Consider the following 15,852-nt stretch of genomic DNA (forward strand, 5'->3'; position numbering starts at 1 on the left):
CCCGGTGCCCCGCGGGAGCAGCTCAACTTAACCCGGCGCACCGCACCCCCCACGAACCGGTCTCCAGCAGACCGCTCTCCTCGCGGATCGTCGGTCCGCGGACGATTCTCCCGGGCGCTTCTGCGGCGGTGTGTCACCCCAGCGGTCTGCCGCCCCAGCGGACGCGGGGGCGCATCGGACGTTCCAGGCACGCTCGAGCCGCAGGCGCCGGCATCGCCTGGTTCCCCTTCAATGGCACAGCCCCCGCCGATCGGCGAAAATGCCCCGTCGCTGATCGAACACGATCCGCGGCACGGTCTCGAACCAGGCCCCCTGCGCCGCCCTCGCGACCGTTCCCCCCCCGCGACGGCCGCCCGGCCGATCGCCATGCACGCTTTCCCGCTCGACACCGGCGTCCCGCGCCGCCTGCGTCGCGCGTCCCACGGACACGCCCTTGAATTCGACCTCCGCACCGCCCCCGGCCTCCGACGCCGACGATTCACTGCCGCAGCGTGCACGCATCGCACTCGAACTGCTCGAGGCGATCCGTGACGACCGCAGCGTGCTCGACGGCCTGCCCGAACAGGACCGCATTCGCCTCCTGCAGGCGGTCGCCGTCGTGCATCACCCCGAGCCCCGCGCGCGTCGCAAGCAGGCCAAGGAGGCGCTGCGCGAAGCCAATCGCGAGAAGGCGCGCCGGACCGAGGCGCTGCTGGACCAGACCGGCATCCGCGTGTTGCGCAGCAAACCGGTCTTCACCACACCGAACTACTTCCCGCCGCAGCCGCCCGGCCAGCACGATCCGCGCAATGCCGCACCGGAGGAGCCGCGCTACGCCGAGTCGCCGGAACTGCTGCACTGCTACGTCTGCAAGCAGAAGTACACGCAGATCCATCACTTCTACGATCAGCTGTGCCCGGACTGCGCGGATTTCAATTTCCTCAAGCGCACCGAGACCGCCGACCTCACCGGCCGCGTCGCGCTGCTGACCGGCGGCCGGGTCAAGATCGGCTACCAGGCCGGCCTCAAGCTGTTGCGCGCGGGCTGCTCGCTGATCGTCACCACGCGCTTTCCGCGCGACTCCGCGCAGCGCTACGCGCAGGAGCCGGACTTCGCCGAGTGGGGCGACCGGCTGGAAGTCTTCGGCCTCGATCTGCGCCACACGCCGAGCGTCGAGGCGTTCTGCGCCGAACTCGTCGCCACGCGCGACCGGCTGGACTTCATCGTCAACAACGCCTGCCAGACCGTGCGTCGCCCGCCGGCGTTCTATGCGCACATGATGGCTGGCGAAACCGCCGCGCTGCACACCTTGCCCGAACACGTCCGCAAGCTGGTCGGCGGTTACGAAGGCCTGCGCGCGGCCGATCTGCTGCCGGGCGGCAGCCAGTCGCTGGTCGAAAGCAGCGCAGGGCGCGCCGGTCTGGCGCGCGCCGCGGAACTGTCGCAGGTGCCGTTGCTCGCCGATGAACTCGTCGGCCAGGCGCATCTGTTTCCCGAAGGCCGGGTCGACAAGGACCTGCAGCAGGTCGATCTGCGCGGCCGCAATTCGTGGCGCCTGCAGATGGACGAGGTGCCGGCGGTCGAACTGCTGGAGACGCAGCTGGTCAACGCGGTCGCGCCCTTCATCCTCAACGCGCGTCTGAAGACGCTGATGGTGCGCACGCCCGAGCGCGACAAGCACATCGTCAACGTGTCCGCGGTCGAGGGGCAGTTCTACCGCAACTTCAAGACCACCAAGCACCCGCACACCAACATGGCCAAGGCCGCGCTCAACATGATGACGCGCACCTCGGCCGCGGATTACCACGGCGACGGCATCCACATGAACGCCGTCGACACCGGCTGGGTGACCGACGAGGATCCGGTGGAGATCGCCGAGCGCAAGATCGTCGAGGAGCGCTTCCATCCGCCGCTCGACATCGTCGACGGCGCGGCGCGCATCGTCGATCCGATCATCGACGGCATCAACACCGGCACCCACGTCTGGGGCCAGTTCCTCAAGGACTACAGGCCGACGGACTGGTGAGCCGCGCCGATGCCGGTGGCGATCAGCCGCCGGCGTCCTCGATCGCCTGGCGCTGACGCGCGGCGTTGTCGTCCAGGGTCTGCTGGGTATCGCGTGCGGTGTCCAGCGGTTCGCGGATCGCATCGCGCAGTTGCGTCGATTGCGGCTCGACCGGTTTTTCGGTCGGTGCGTCCGGCGGCGGCGTGCACGCAGTGCAGGCGATCAGCACGAAGACGGCGGCCACAGACGCGCGGTGGGAACGCGACAACAAGGATGGCGTGGGCATGGGGCACTCCGGCAGGCGGGCTCGGCGCTATCCTAACGCCGACGCAAACCGGGGAAATTCGATGGATCCGAACCGCTGGCGCCTGGATGGGCAACTGGCACTGGTGACCGGCGGCAGTGCCGGTATCGGCCGCGCGATCGCGCGCGAGCTGCTGGGCTTCGGTGCCACCGTGCTGATCGTCGGCCGCAACGGCGATGCGCTGGAGGCGACCCGCGACGATCTGCTCGACGAGCTGCCCGGCGGCGACGTGCGCGCCCTGATCGCCGACGTCGTCGACGAGGACCAGCGCCGGGAGATCCTCGACTGGGTCGAGGACCAGGGCGACGGCCTCGACATCCTGGTCAACAACGCCGGCGGCAACGTCCAGCGCGCAGCGGTGGGCTATCACGAGGACGAGTGGCGCGAGATTTTCGAGGTCAACGTGTTCAGCGCGTTCGAGCTCACCCGCTACGCGCATCCACTGCTGGCCCGGCATGCGACCTCGAGCGTGGTCAACGTCGGCAGTGTCTCGGGCACGACCCATGTGCGCACCGGCGCCGCCTACGGCATGAGCAAGGCGGCGCTGCAGCAGATGACCCGCAACCTGGCTGTCGAATGGGCCGAGGACGGCGTGCGCGTGAACGCGGTCGCGCCCTGGTACATCCGTACCCGCCGCACCTCCGAGCCGCTGGCCGATCCCGACTATCTCGACGAGGTGCTGCTGCGCACACCGATGGGCCGGATCGGTGAACCGGACGAGGTCGCGGCCGCCGTCGCGTTCCTGTGCCTGCCGGCGGCGAGCTACATCACTGGCGAATGCATCGCAGTCGACGGCGGATTCCTGCGCAATGGTTTCTGAGTCGGCGTCCGTCGCGCCGCGTGCGCCCTGGCTCGTGCGCAGCACCTCGCCCGTGCACTTCGTGACCGCCTTCGCCGCCGGCGCGCTGATGCAGCACCTGCTCGGCCTGCCGCTGGCGCCGGAGGCGGCGCGCCAGGCGCTGTATGTGATCGGCACTGTGCTCGCGGATGCCGGCCTCGTCCTGGCGGTGTGGTCGTTCGCGCTGTTCGCACGGCAGCGGACCACGATCATTCCCGCGCACACGCCGGCACAGCTGATCCAGCGTGGTCCGTTCCGGTTCACCCGCAACCCGATCTACGTCGCCCAGGTGCTCGCCTACGTGGGTCTCGCCCTGATGCTCGACCTGCCTTGGACGCTGGCCCTGCTGGCGGCCCCGGTCCTTGCGCTGCAGCGCGCGATCATCCCGTTCGAGGAGGCGCGTCTGCGCGCGCGTTTCGGGGCCGATTACGAGCGCTATCGCGCCACGGTGCCGCGCTGGCTGTAACGTCTTGCGTCACTCGGCAGGATGGGCGCAGGTGCTCGCCTGCAGGGCGGTGAACAGGCGTTCGTATTCGATCCGTGCGGCATCGCGTGCGCCGCTCTCGCCGAAGCGCCAGCGGAACTCGGCCTCGCGGACCCGGTTTTCCCAGGCGCCGCACAGGCCTGCCTCGGGCACGGCTTCGCACACGTCCTCGTGCATCTCGCAGGCCTGGCCGGCGCCCATCCCCGGCAGGCCGCCGATGCCGACCGTCGCCAAGGGCCGGCAGCGCGGGGGGGCGGCGGCATCCTCGCGCCAGTAGGTGCTGCCGTCGAAGACCCGGCAGGCGAACAGCGCCGGTGGCGCGGCACGCTGCGCATCGGGCCCGGTGCGCAGCCCCGGCGCGGCAGCGGGCAGGGTCGAGATCATCGGCACTGCGGGCGGTCGCTCGACCGGCGGTGCGGGAGCGACGAAGGCCGGCAGGGGTGCGGCGATGTCGATCACGCGGCGCTGCTGCTGGAGCCCGGCAGCACACGGCGTGTCGTTCTGGAAGGTGACCGCGCCGTCGGGCGCCGTGCAGCGGTAGATGACCGTCGGTGTCGCGGCGACCTGGAACGGGGTCGCGGCGCCCAGGGCGAGCAGCGCCAGCGCGAGGGCGCCGGCGCGAAGCGGCCTCGATCTCATCGGCTGCAATCCCGGCGGAGACGTGCGGTGATCACGGTTTCCTCGCCGCGCAGCTCGGCGCGTTCGGTGGGCTGCGCGTTGAAGAACCGGCGCCGGATGGTCTCGCGTCGTTCCGTCAGCACGCCGCAGACCTGGGCCTGCGGCATCGGCCGGCACTCGTCGCGGACCCACGTGCCCGCCGGGCCGTACCACCCGCCATGTGGACGCACGATCGGGCGGCCCTGGATCCCCGGATCCCGGCCCGCGCCGACAGGCCGGTCGGCGTAGCCAGCGCGACCGCGCGGCGGACCGTAGCCGAGCGTCCACAGCGGCACCCAGCGCGGATTGCCTTCGGAGGAATCGCTGGTGTAGTCGCTGCCGTCCGGCCGGACGCAGCGATACATCGGTTGGGGCGCGTTGAGCACCACCACCTGGGGGGCGGGGGCAGCCGGCGCGCTCGGCGGAGGAGCGGGGCGGGCCATCGGCACGCCGTCCACCGGCCGCAACATCGTGCGCACCTCCTGCTGCTGGCCGTCGCCACAGGGCGAATCGCGCAGCGCGACGCGGCCGCGCTCGTCTGTGCAGCGGTAGACCCGCACATCGTCCCGGGCCGCGGATGCGGTGCACGGTGCCGCAGCCGCAAGGGCGACGGCGAGCGACAGGAGGACCGCGGGCGGACGGGCAGGCATGGCGCCATGATGCGACGACGCGGGCGCCGGGGGAAATCGGGTGCGCCGCCCGATGCGGTTGCGTTCAGCGCCGCCCTCAGGCCGCGTCGAGCGCCGATCGGGCGCGCTGCGCTCCGCGGCGCAGCATGCGCGCGATGCTCGCGGCGGCGTCGCGGCCTTCCTGCACGGCCGTGACCACGAGGTCGGCCCCCCGCACCGCGTCGCCACCGGCGAAGATGTTCGGGTGTGCGGTCTGGTACGGCAGTCGTCGCTCCCCGCCGACTTCGATGCGGCCGTTGCCCTGCGTTGCGACTCCTGCGGCCCCGAGCCAGTCGGGCACTGCCGGGGAGAAGCCGAAGGCGATGATCACCACGTCGGCCGCCAGCCGGGATTCGGTGCCGTCCACCGGCACCGCGGCGCGGCGCCCGTTGGCATCGGGCGCGCCGAGCCGGGTTTCGACCACGCGCACGCCGGCGACCGCGCCGCCGGCCCCTGCCTCGATGGCCAGCGGCTGGCGGTTGAACAGGAAGCGCACGCCCTCCTCGCGCGCATTCGCCACCTCGCGGGCGGAGCCGGGCATGTTGGCCTCGTCGCGGCGATAGGCGCAGGTGACGCTGGCCGCGCCGAGGCGCACGGCCGAGCGCACGCAATCCATGCCGGTGTCGCCGCCCCCGAGCACGACCACGCGCCGGCCGGCCAGCGCGGGCACGGCCAGCGTGGTCTCCCAGCCCGCGATCGGCCGGCCCCAGGTGTCGCCGCCGGTGACGATGCGACCGTTGTGCACCAGGAACGGCAGCGCCGGCAGCACGCCGGGCAGGTCCTGCCCGGGCAGGCCGCCGTCGGTGTAGCGGTACGCGCCCGTCCCGGCGAAGACGGCGTCGAACTCGGCCAGCAGCGCATCGGCCGCGACGTCGCGGCCGATCTCGACACCCAGGCGGAACTCCACGCCCATGCCTTCGAGCACCGCGCGACGGGTCGCGATCACCGACTTGTCGAGCTTGAAACTCGGAATGCCGAACTGCAGCAGGCCACCGATCTGCTCGTAACGGTCGAACACGACGGCCGCGATGCCGGCGCGTACCAGCCGGTCCGCGCAGGCCAGGCCCGCCGGGCCCGCGCCGACCACCGCGACGCGGTGGCCGGTCGGCACGACCTTGGACAGGTCGGGGCGCCAGCCCCGGGCGAACGCGGTGTCGACGATGTACTTCTCGACCGCACCGATGGTCACCGCGCCGAAGCCGTCGTCGAGCGTGCACGCGCCTTCGCACAGCCGGTCCTGCGGACAGACGCGTCCGCACATCTCGGGCAGCGGGTTGGTTTCGTGGACCAGTGCCGCGGCTTCGAGCACGCGGCCTTCCTGCACCAGCTTGAGCCAGTTCGGAATGTAGTTGTGCACCGGGCACTTCGCTTCGCAATACGGAATGCCGCAGTCCAGGCACCGGTCTGCCTGGCGTGATGCCTCGCGGTCCTCGAAGCGCCCGTACAGCTCGTTCCAGTCGCCCCCGGTGCGCAGCGGCAACGGCACCTTGTCCGGCATTTCGCGGGGTTCGTTGAGGAAGCGGAAGACGTCGCGCTTGGTCATGGGCCGTGGCTCGTGATTGGGACGAGGCGATTCGCGATGGGCGATTCGTGTAGCGGGACTGCAGGTGTTCGGCGGCTGACCGCTCGCCGCAAGCCACCGGACAGCGCGGACGCGGGGATCGGGTCGGTCGCGATGAGCCGAGGCTCCGGCTCGCCGGTCACGTCCCGTGCTCCCGGCGCTTCATCACGCGGCCCGTCGCAGGTCTTCGGCCAGCGCGTCCAGGCTCGCGGCCTTGGGCTTCACCAGCCAGAACTTGCCGACGAAATCACGGAAATCCTCGAGGATCCGCGTGCTCCATCCGCTCCCGGTGAGTCGGGCGTGCGTCTCGATCAGATCGCGCAGGTGCGAGCGGTAGTTGTCGAAGGCTTCGGGCGTGACGCGCAGGATGTCGATCAGTTCGTGGTTGTAGCGGTCGACGAAATCGCGATCGAGATCGAGCACGTAGGCGATGCCGCCGGTGAAGCCGGCACCGAAGTTCAGGCCGATGCGGCCGAGCACGGCGACCGCGCCGCCGGTCATGTACTCGCAGCAGTGATCGCCGGCGCCTTCGATGACCGCGACCGCGCCCGAGTTGCGCACGCCGAAGCGTTCGCCCGCGCGGCCTGCGGCATACAGTTCGCCGCCCGTCGCGCCGTACAGACAGGTGTTGCCGAGGATCGGCGTGTCGCGCGATTCGAACGCGCTGCCCGCCGGCGGCCTCAGCACGATGCGGCCGCCGGCCATGCCCTTGCCGACGTAGTCGTTGGCGTCGCCCTCGAGATCGATGTGCAGGCCACCGGCGTTGAACGCGCCGAGGCTCTGGCCGGCGGTGCCGCGCAGGTTCAGCGTGACCGGGCGATGGCCCATCGCGGTATTGCCGTGATGGCGCGCGATCAGGCCCGACAGGCGCGTGCCGATGCTGCGGTCGGTGTTGCGGATGTCGAAGTCGAACGTGCCGCCGTCGCCGCGCTCGATCGCCTTCGACACGCGCGCCTCCAGTGCCGCGGCCAGGCCATCGGGCGGCGCCTGCAGCGCCGGCGTGCCGCAGTACGACAGCGGCTTGTCCGGATCGCGACGCAGCAGCATCGACAGGTCGATGTCGACCGCGTCGCGGGTGTGGCGCAGGTGCTGCTCGAGCAGGTCGGTGCGGCCGGTGATCTCGCCCAGCGAACGGACACCGAGTGCGGCCAGGTGTTCGCGCACGTCCTCGGCGACATTGCGGAAGAACGTCTCCACGCGCTCGGGCAGACCCTTGTAGTGGTTCGCGCGCAGGCGCTCGTCCTGGGTGGCCACGCCGGTCGCGCAGTTGTTGAGATGGCAGATGCGCAGGTACTTGCAGCCCAGCGCGATCATCGGCGCGGTGCCGAAGCCGAAGGTATCGGCGCCGAGCATCGCGGCCTTGATGACGTCGAGTCCGGTCTTCAGGCCGCCGTCGGTCTGCAGCAGCACCTGGCCGCGCATGTCGTTGTACTGCAGCGCCTGCCGCGCTTCCGACAGGCCGAGTTCCCACGGCGCGCCGGCGTAGCGGATCGAGCCCAGCGGACTCGCACCGGTGCCGCCGTCGTGGCCGGAGATCGTGATCAGATCCGCGCCGGCCTTGACCACGCCGGCGGCGATCGTGCCGACGCCGGCATGGCTGACCAGCTTCACCGAGATCAGCGCGTCGGGATTGACCTGGCGCAGGTCGAAGATCAGCTGCGCCAGATCCTCGATCGAATAGATGTCGTGATGCGGTGGCGGCGAGATCAGGCCGATGCCGGGCTTGGCGTAGCGCAGGCGCGCGATCAGCGGATTGACCTTGCTGCCGGGCAACTGGCCGCCTTCGCCGGGCTTGGCGCCCTGGGCGATCTTGATCTGCAGCACCTCGGCATTGATCAGGTACTCCGGCGTCACGCCGAAGCGACCCGACGCGATCTGCTTGATCTTGCTGCGCCGATCAGACCCGTAGCGTTCGGGATCCTCGCCGCCTTCTCCGGAATTGCTGCGGCCGCCCAGACGGTTCATCGCGATCGCCAGCGCCTCGTGCGCTTCGGGCGACAGCGCGCCGAGACTCATCGCCGCCGAGTCGAAGCGGCGCACGATCGAGGCCACCGGTTCGACCTCGTCGAGCGGGATCGGCGTCGCGGCCCTGGGGCGCAACAGATCACGCAGCGCGGCAGGCGGGCGCGTGTCGACGAAATCCGAGTACTGCTTCCAGTCCTCACGCGTGCCGCTGACCACCGCGCGCTGCAGCGAGGTCACCACGTCCGGATTGAACTGGTGGTACTCGCCGCCGTGCACGTAGTGCAGCAGGCCGCCGGGTTCGGGCAGGGCGGTGTCGTCCCAGCCCTGTTCGCCGAGATGGCGCGCATCGGCCTCGAGCCGCGCGAAGCCGGCACCGCCGATGCGCGACGGCGTCGCTTCGAAACACAGGTCGACGACTTCCGGCGCGAGACCCACGATCTCGAACAGCTGCGCGCCGCGATAGCTGGCGATGCTGCCGATGCCCATCTTGGACATGATCTTCAGCAGGCCCTTGCGGATGCCGCGGCGGTAGCTGCGGCCGAGCTGCAGATGCTCGTTGCCGACCTTGGTCGCCAGCACGCCGCGGCGGCCGAGCGCATGCAGGGTCTGGAACGCGAGATAGGGGTAAACGGCCGTCGCGCCGAACCCGATCAGGCACGCGAAGTGGTGCGGATCGCGCGCGGTGCCGGTTTCGATCAGCAGGTTCACGTCGCAGCGCAGGCCGGTGCGCACCAGATGCAGATGGATCGCACCGGTCGCCAGCAGCGCGTGCACGGGCACGGTGCCGCGCCTGGGATAGCGGTCGCTGAGCAGCAGGATCTCGACGCCCGCGCGCGTCGCGGCTTCGGCCTCGGCGCACAGGCGGTGCAGCGCGCCTTCGAGGGTTTCGGTCTCGGCATCGAAATAGAGGTGCAGCAGCCGGTTGGCGTCGGCGAAGCGTGGCAGTGCCAGCAGCTGACGCAGCTTGCGCTGCGACAGCACCGGCGAGTTCAACAGGATGTGGTGCACGTTCTCGGCATGGTCGAGAAAGATGTTGCCCTCGCGTCCGATCTGCGTGGCGAGGGTCATGACCGCGCCCTCGCGCAGCGGATCGATCGGCGGATTGGTGACCTGGGCGAAGGCCTGGCGGAAGCAGTCGTACAGCGGGCGCACGCGTTGGCTGATCGCCGCCATCGGCACGTCGTCGCCCATCGAGCCGATGCCTTCCTGCTCGGTCTCGGCCAGCGGCCGCAGCACCGATTCCTGTTCCTCGCGGGTGAGCTGGAACAGCTTCTGGAACGCGAGCAGGGTGTCGGGCGCGAACGGTTCGGCGGCGAGCGCGGGATCGATCAGCTCGGTGTGCAGGTAGCTCATTCCGCGCTTGAGCCATTGCTTGTACGGCGCGCGCGCGCGGTTGACGGCGTCGATCGCGTTGTTGTCGAGCAGGGTGCCGGTGGTCAGATCGATCGCGATCATCTCGCCCGGGCCCAGCTTGCCCTTGGCCTGGACGCGCTCGGGCGCGACGTCCCAGATGCCGGCCTCGGACGCGATGACGAACACGCCGTCACGCGACAGCGTCCAGCGCGCCGGGCGCAGGCCGTTGCGGTCGAGCGTGCACGCGGCATGGCGGCCGTCGCACATCACCACGCCGGCCGGGCCGTCCCAGGGCTCGGAGTTGATCGCGTAGTACTCGTAGAACGCCGCGAGATCGGCATCCTTGTATTCCAGCGATTGCGTGGCGGGCGGCATCAGGATGCGCATCGCCTGCAGCAGGTCCATGCCGCCGAGCAGCAGCCACTCGAGCATGTTGTCGAGGGTCTGCGAATCGGAACCGTGCATGGTCACGGTCTCGTCGAACTCGGCGATATCCAGGATCGGGGAGGCCCACACCCGGCGTCGGGCCTGCGCCCACCGCCGGTTGCCTTCGATGCTGTTGATCTCGCCGTTGTGGGCCAGGCGCCGGAACGGATGCGCCAGTTTCCAGCGCGGCAGCGTGTTGGTCGAGAACCGCTGGTGGAATACGACGGTCCTGGCCGCGAGATCGTCGCGGGCGAGGTCCGGAAACAGCTGGGTCAGGTGACTTGGCAGCACCATACCCTTGTAGCCGAGCAGGCCGGGCGTCAGGCCGACGACGTAGAAGTTCTCGTGCGTGCGCAGTTCGACCTCGGCGCGGCGCCGCGCCAGATACAACGCGCGTTCGAACGCCGGGCCGTCGTCGCCGTCGGCGGTGACGAAGACCTGCTCGATGCACGGCATCGAGCCGCGCGCCAGCGCGCCCAGGGCCGCATCGTCGGTCGGCACGTCGCGCCAGCCGGCGACATGCACCCCGACATCGCGCAGCCGCGTCGCCAGGACCGCGCGGCACTGCGCCGCGGCTGCGGCGTCGTGGGGCAGGAACACCATGCCCGCCGCGCGCCGCGCGCTGCCGAACTCGAATCCGGCTTCGGCGGCCAGTGTGTCGATGAAGGTATCGGCCGCGTGCAGCAGCACACCGCAGCCGTCGCCCGAGAGGCCGTCGGCGGCAATCCCTCCCCGATGCGCCATGCGCGACAACGCCTGCAACGCGCCGTCGACGATCGTGCGCGAGGCTTCGCCACCGATCGTCGAGATCAGGCCGAAGCCGCAGGCATCTCGTTCCTGCCCGGGGTCGTAGAGCCCCGCTGCCGTACCACCGCGCATCGTCGTCATCGCTGTCCGTCGTCACTACAGGGCCGCGCGGATACGCGATGCGCAGGACCGAGTTTCGGCACCGCGTCCACGCCGGGCCATCGACTAGACCATAGATTGTGCAGTGCGACAACCGCACTCCGGCCCGCATTTCCGTTGCATCTGCAACCGGGTGCGCGCCTGGCTGCGGCCGCGTGCGGAGGCGCGTGTCGAAGGCACTGCGCGCGGCATCGCGGGGGCATGGTGCCGACCGCTTCGGGCTTGTGCCAGGCCGACGACGCCCGCGGGTCCGGCTATCCTGCAGCGCGGTGACGATGCCGCGCTGCACGTAGGCGACTGGCATGGGTGGACGGATCGCGATCATCGGTGCCGGCATGGCCGGCGCCCGGTGTGGCCTGCGACTCGGCGCGGCGGGGTTCGACGTCCGGCTGTTCGACAAGGCCCGCGGCCCGGGCGGTCGGATGTCCACGCGGCGCGTGGAGACGCCGCTCGGCATGGCCGCGTTCGATCATGGCGCGCAGTACTTCACAGCCCGGGCGCCGGGCTTCCTGCACGCGGTGCGCGCGTGGGAGGCCGAGGGGCGCGTCGCGCTGGCCGGCCGCGGGCGACGACGCGTGGGTCGGTGTGCCCGGAATGAACGCACCGGTCCAGGCGATGAGCGCCGCGCTGCCGGTGGCCTGGTCCACCCGGGTCGACGCGTTCGACCCGACGTCTTCGGGGTGGCGCCTGCGCGGTGAAGGCGTGGATGCATCGACGTTCGACGGGGTGGTGGTCGCCGTGCCGGCCGAACAGGCCGAGGCGTTGCTCGCCGTGCACGCGCGCGAGTTCGCCGGGCGGGCGGCGTCCGCGCCATCGCAACCGTGTTGGACGGCGCTGCTGGCCTTCCCGGCGCCCGCGGGAGCAGGCGTCGACGTGCTGCGGGATGCAGGCGCCATCGGCTGGGCCTGCCGCAATGCCGGCAAGCCGGGACGCGACCCGCTCGAGACATGGGTGGTGCAGGCCACGCCGGAGTGGTCGACCACCCACCTGGAGGACGCATCGGACGTGGTCGCCGGGGCCCTGCTGCGGGCGCTGGCCGACGCGCTCGGATCGCACCTGCCCACGCCCGTCCTCGTGCAGGCGCACCGCTGGCGCTACGCGCGCGCGGGCAACGCCGGCGATGGCTGTCTGTGGGATCCGCGCACGCGGCTGGGCGTCTGTGGCGACTGGCTGCTCGGGCCGCGGGTGGAGTGCGCGTGGCAGTCAGGCGACGCGCTCGCGGAGCGGATCCTCGCCGGGGCGGGCGCGACGTCCGGATAAGTCGGGCAACACTGCGGCGCAGCGCGATCAGCCGCCCACGACGTGCCCGCGGGGCCTGGGGGGAGCCGCGGGGCGTGGTTCGGCCGTGCATCGGTCACGGCGCCTGCTGCGGGAACGCGTGCGGCGGGGGGCCTCCTTCCGGGACGTGCTCGGGGACGCCGCGGACACATGCCGTCCGCCCGGGTCGTCTCCGCCGGGCCGCGCGGCGCGCTTTCCTGACGGCCGGCAACAGCGCGCCGGTCGGACTCGTGGCGTCGCACTGCGGACTGACGCGCGTCGCGGGCGGACGCCTGCCGCATTCGGGCAACGGCGGCCGGTCAGCCGCGCAGGACGTGTCCCGAGCGGGCATCGCGGATAGTGCTCGGCTGGATCCGGCCGCCGGTCTCGCCTGCGCTGATGCCGTCAATACCTGCCACGACAGCGGGTTCGAGCGCCTCGCGGTGCGCCGGCGCGGGCGCGCCTGCGGTATTGGCGCTGGTCGATACCAGGGCGCCGCCGAATGCGTCGCACAGCGCGCGTACCACCGGATGCGCGCTCACGCGCACGGCGATGTCGGCATGGACTCCGGTGATCCAGCGCGGCACATCGGCCCTGGCCGGCATCACCCAGGTGTTGGGTCCGGGCCAGCTGGCCTGCACCGCTTCGCGCCGGTCCGCGGACAGCGCGGCCCAGTCGACCCAGGCATCGAGCTGCGCCGACTGCGAAGCCACCAGGATCACGCCCTTGTCGACCTCCCGGCGCTTGATCGCCAACAGGCGCATCAGGGCCGCCTCGTTGCGCGGGTCGCAGCCCAGACCCCACACACCCTCGGTGGGATAGGCGAGCACGCCGCCGCGCACGAGCAGCGCAGCGGCCGCGGTGGGATCGAGTGCGGATCCGGTCATACGGCCCGTCCGCGATCAGAACGGCGCGTCGTCGGTGGCCTTGACCACGCGCTTCTTGCCCGGCACCACCTTGGCTGGCGTGAGCAGGGACTTCTCCGGCTCGGGCGCAGCGACGGTCCTGGCCGCGGCCTTGCGGACCGCCTTCTTCGCGGTCTTCTTGGCGGCTTTCTTCGCTGGCGTCTTCTTGGCTACGGCCTTCTTCTCGGCGGGTGCCTTCTTCGCGGCGACCTTCTTGGCAGGCGCCTTCTTCCCGAACCCCTTGCGCACCGGCTTGCCGGTGTCCTCGAGCAGCCTGGTCACTTCCTCGAAGGTCAGCGATGCCGGCTCGCGATCCTTGGGAATCTTGCCGTTGAGCTTGCCGTCGCTGATGTACGGGCCGAAGCGGCCGTTGAGCACCTGGATGTCGCTGCCGTCGAATTCCTTGATGATCCGGTTGCGCGCGATCTCTTCCTTCTCCTCGATCAGGAAGACCGCGCGTGCCAGGTCGATCGTGTAGGGGTCATCCTCCTTCTTCAGCGAGGCGTAGACACTGCCGCGCTTGGCGAAGGGCCCGAAGCGACCGATGCCGACGCTCACGTCCTCGTCCTTGTCGGTACCGAGCGCACGCGGCATCAGGAACAGTTCGAGTGCCTGCTCCAGCGTGATCGTGTGCATGCTCTGGCCCGGCCGCAGCGACGCGAACTTGGGCTTGTCCTCGGCGTCCTCGGCGGTGCTGCCGATCGCCGCGTACGGACCGAACCGGCCCAGGCGCACGCTGACCGGCTTACCGGTCTTGGGATCGGTACCGAGCTCACGCGCGCCGGTGGCCTCGGTGCGGTCGACCGATTCGCTCTTCTCGGCCACCAGCTCCTTGAACGGCCCCCAGAACTTCTCCATCAGCGGAATCCAGTCCTCCTCGCCGCGACTCACCGCGTCGAGCTCGTCCTCGAGCTTGGCGGTGAAGTCGTAGTCGACGTAGCGGGTGAAGTGGCTGGACAGGAACTTGGACACCGCCCGGCCGACATCGCTCGGGCGGAAGCTGCGGCCTTCCATCTCGACGTACTTGCGGAACTGCAGGGTCTGGATGATCGAGGCGTAGGTCGACGGACGGCCGATGCCGTATTCCTCGAGGGTCTTCACCAGGGCCGCTTCGGTGAAGCGCGGCGGCGGCTGGGTGAAGTGCTGTTCGGCGAGGATACGGTCCAGCGGCACGCGGTCGCCGGGCTTCATCTGCGGCAGCTTGCGGCCCTCGTCCTCGTCTTCCTTGGCCTTGCTGTCCTTGCCTTCCTCGTAGACGGCCAGAAACCCCGGCACGACGACCGTGGTGCCGCTGGCGCGGAAGCTGTGCTCGCTGCCCGCGGCCAGGTCCACCGACACGGTGTTGAGCGTGGCCGGGATCATCTGCGAGGCGACGGCGCGCTTCCAGATCAGTTCGTACAGGCGTCGCTCGTCGTCGCTGAGGTGGCGCGCGACCTGGGTGGGCGTGCGCAGTGCCGAGGTCGGACGCACGGCCTCGTGGGCCTCCTGCGCGTTCTTCGACTTGGTGGCGTAGACGTTGGGCTTGTCCGGCAGCGAGGCGGTGCCGTAGTCGCGGGCGATCACGTCGCGGATCTCGCCCAGCGCGTCCTGCGACAGGCTCACCGAGTCGGTACGCATGTAGGTGATCAGGCCGACCGTGCCCTCGTCACCGATCGCCACGCCCTCGTAGAGCTTCTGCGCGACCTGCATGGTCTTGCGCGTGGTGAAGCCGAGCTTGCGCGAGGCCTCCTGCTGCAGCGTCGAGGTGGTGAACGGCGCGGCCGGGCGGCGCTTGCGCTCCTTGGCGCCGACGTCGGTGACGTGCAGCGCGCCCTGCGCCGCGGCCTGGATGCGCGCGCGGGCCGCTTCGGCGGTGTCGCCGTCGGTGACGGTGAACTGTTCGAACTTCTGCCCGTCGAGCTTGTTGAGTCGCGCGGTGAACGACTGCGAGGGGTGCGCGCACTCGGCCTCGATGCTCCAGTACTCGCGCGCGATGAAGGCTTCGATCTCCTCCTCGCGCTCGACGATCATGCGCAGCGCCGGCGACTGCACGCGACCGGCCGACAGGCCGCGCTGCACCTTGCGCCACAGCACCGGCGAGAGATTGAAGCCGACCAGGTAATCCAGCGCGCGGCGCGCCTGCTGGGCGTCGACCAGATCGCCGGCGATCGAGCGCGGCTTCTGCATCGCTTCCTTGATCGCCCGCGGCGTGATCTCGGTGAACACCACACGCTGCAGATCGCGCCCTTCGAGCAGGCCGCGTTCCTTCAGGATTTCGGCGATGTGCCAGCTGATCGCCTCCCCTTCGCGGTCCGGGTCGGTCGCCAGGAAGATGCCGGTCGCCGCCTTGGCCGCCTTGGCGATCGCCTCGACGTGCTTCTCGTTCTTCTCGATCAGGTCGTAGCGCATCGCGAATCCCGCATCGGGGTCCACGGCGCCCTCCTTCGGAATCAGGTCGCGCACGTGCCCGTAGGACGCCAGCACCTGGAAATCCTTGCCGAGGTACTTGTTGATCGTCTTGGCCTTGGCGGGCGACTCGACGATGAGGAGGTTCTTGGCCATGAC

General features: G+C 70.5%; 11 protein-coding genes and 1 pseudogene. 5 read left to right on the top strand and 7 right to left on the bottom strand.

Going from position 1 to position 15,852, the window contains the following annotated elements:
• Nucleotides 1–433: 433 nt before the first annotated feature.
• The gene (locus tag H0E82_RS06030; protein WP_180544544.1) at nt 434–2,005 is read left to right on the top strand and encodes an SDR family NAD(P)-dependent oxidoreductase; all 1,572 of its coding nucleotides are present in this window, start codon (nt 434–436) and stop codon (nt 2,003–2,005) included.
• 22 nt (nt 2,006–2,027) lie between these two features.
• On the opposite strand, the gene H0E82_RS06035 is transcribed toward H0E82_RS06030, so the two are convergent.
• A complete protein-coding gene (locus tag H0E82_RS06035; protein ID WP_180544545.1) occupies nt 2,028–2,270 on the bottom strand; it encodes a hypothetical protein in 243 nt (80 codons plus the stop codon).
• A 61-nt stretch (nt 2,271–2,331) separates the two neighbouring features.
• Between H0E82_RS06035 and H0E82_RS06040 the strand changes: the two genes are divergently transcribed.
• Both H0E82_RS06040 and H0E82_RS06045 read left to right on the top strand, forming a co-directional pair.
• Nucleotides 2,332–3,108 (top strand): SDR family oxidoreductase, encoded by a 777-nt coding sequence (locus tag H0E82_RS06040; RefSeq protein WP_180544546.1) that lies wholly within the window; start codon nt 2,332–2,334, stop codon nt 3,106–3,108.
• The gene (locus tag H0E82_RS06045; protein WP_180544547.1) at nt 3,098–3,592 is read left to right on the top strand and encodes a methyltransferase family protein; all 495 of its coding nucleotides are present in this window, start codon (nt 3,098–3,100) and stop codon (nt 3,590–3,592) included. Before H0E82_RS06040 ends, H0E82_RS06045 begins: the two co-directional genes overlap by 11 nt.
• 9 nt (nt 3,593–3,601) lie before the next feature.
• Here the strand turns inward: H0E82_RS06045 and H0E82_RS06050 are convergent, their stop codons facing one another.
• From H0E82_RS06050 to gltB, 4 genes are all read right to left on the bottom strand, one after another.
• Nucleotides 3,602–4,249 (bottom strand): hypothetical protein, encoded by a 648-nt coding sequence (locus H0E82_RS06050; protein WP_180544548.1) that lies wholly within the window; start codon nt 4,247–4,249, stop codon nt 3,602–3,604.
• Entirely contained in the window at nt 4,246–4,917 is a 672-nt protein-coding gene (locus H0E82_RS06055; protein ID WP_180544549.1) for a hypothetical protein, read from the bottom strand. The genes H0E82_RS06050 and H0E82_RS06055 overlap by 4 nt, the downstream gene beginning before the upstream one ends.
• A 76-nt stretch (nt 4,918–4,993) precedes the next feature.
• Nucleotides 4,994–6,478 carry an FAD-dependent oxidoreductase gene (locus tag H0E82_RS06060; RefSeq protein WP_180544550.1) on the bottom strand — a complete coding sequence of 495 codons (1,485 nt, stop codon included), beginning with the start codon at nt 6,476–6,478 and terminating at the stop codon, nt 4,994–4,996.
• Between the two features lie 183 nt (nt 6,479–6,661).
• Nucleotides 6,662–11,119, bottom strand: a complete 4,458-nt coding sequence (gene gltB / locus H0E82_RS06065) for a glutamate synthase large subunit (RefSeq protein ID WP_180544799.1) — start codon at nt 11,117–11,119, stop codon at nt 6,662–6,664.
• Nucleotides 11,120–11,448: 329 nt separating this feature from the next.
• Here gltB and H0E82_RS17050 point away from each other — a divergent pair.
• Together H0E82_RS17050 and H0E82_RS06070 are read left to right on the top strand one after the other, a co-directional pair.
• Nucleotides 11,449–11,628: pseudogene (locus H0E82_RS17050) on the top strand (NAD(P)-binding protein); the annotation flags it as partial.
• A complete protein-coding gene (locus H0E82_RS06070) occupies nt 11,618–12,406 on the top strand; it encodes an NAD(P)/FAD-dependent oxidoreductase (RefSeq protein ID WP_268889906.1) in 789 nt (262 codons plus the stop codon). The pseudogene H0E82_RS17050 and the gene H0E82_RS06070, both read left to right, overlap by 11 nt.
• A gap of 317 nt (nt 12,407–12,723) precedes the next feature.
• Here the strand turns inward: H0E82_RS06070 and tsaC are convergent, their stop codons facing one another.
• Together tsaC and H0E82_RS06080 are read right to left on the bottom strand one after the other, a co-directional pair.
• Nucleotides 12,724–13,290: an L-threonylcarbamoyladenylate synthase type 1 TsaC gene (gene tsaC / locus H0E82_RS06075; protein WP_180544551.1), complete on the bottom strand. Its 567-nt coding sequence runs from the start codon at nt 13,288–13,290 to the stop codon at nt 12,724–12,726.
• 15 nt (nt 13,291–13,305) lie between these two features.
• Nucleotides 13,306–15,849 (bottom strand): DNA topoisomerase I, encoded by a 2,544-nt coding sequence (locus H0E82_RS06080; RefSeq protein WP_180544552.1) that lies wholly within the window; start codon nt 15,847–15,849, stop codon nt 13,306–13,308.
• Nucleotides 15,850–15,852 lie beyond the last annotated feature (3 nt).

This window comes from Luteimonas deserti (assembly GCF_013425765.1).
Classification (GTDB): Bacteria; Pseudomonadota; Gammaproteobacteria; order Xanthomonadales; family Xanthomonadaceae; genus Luteimonas; species Luteimonas deserti.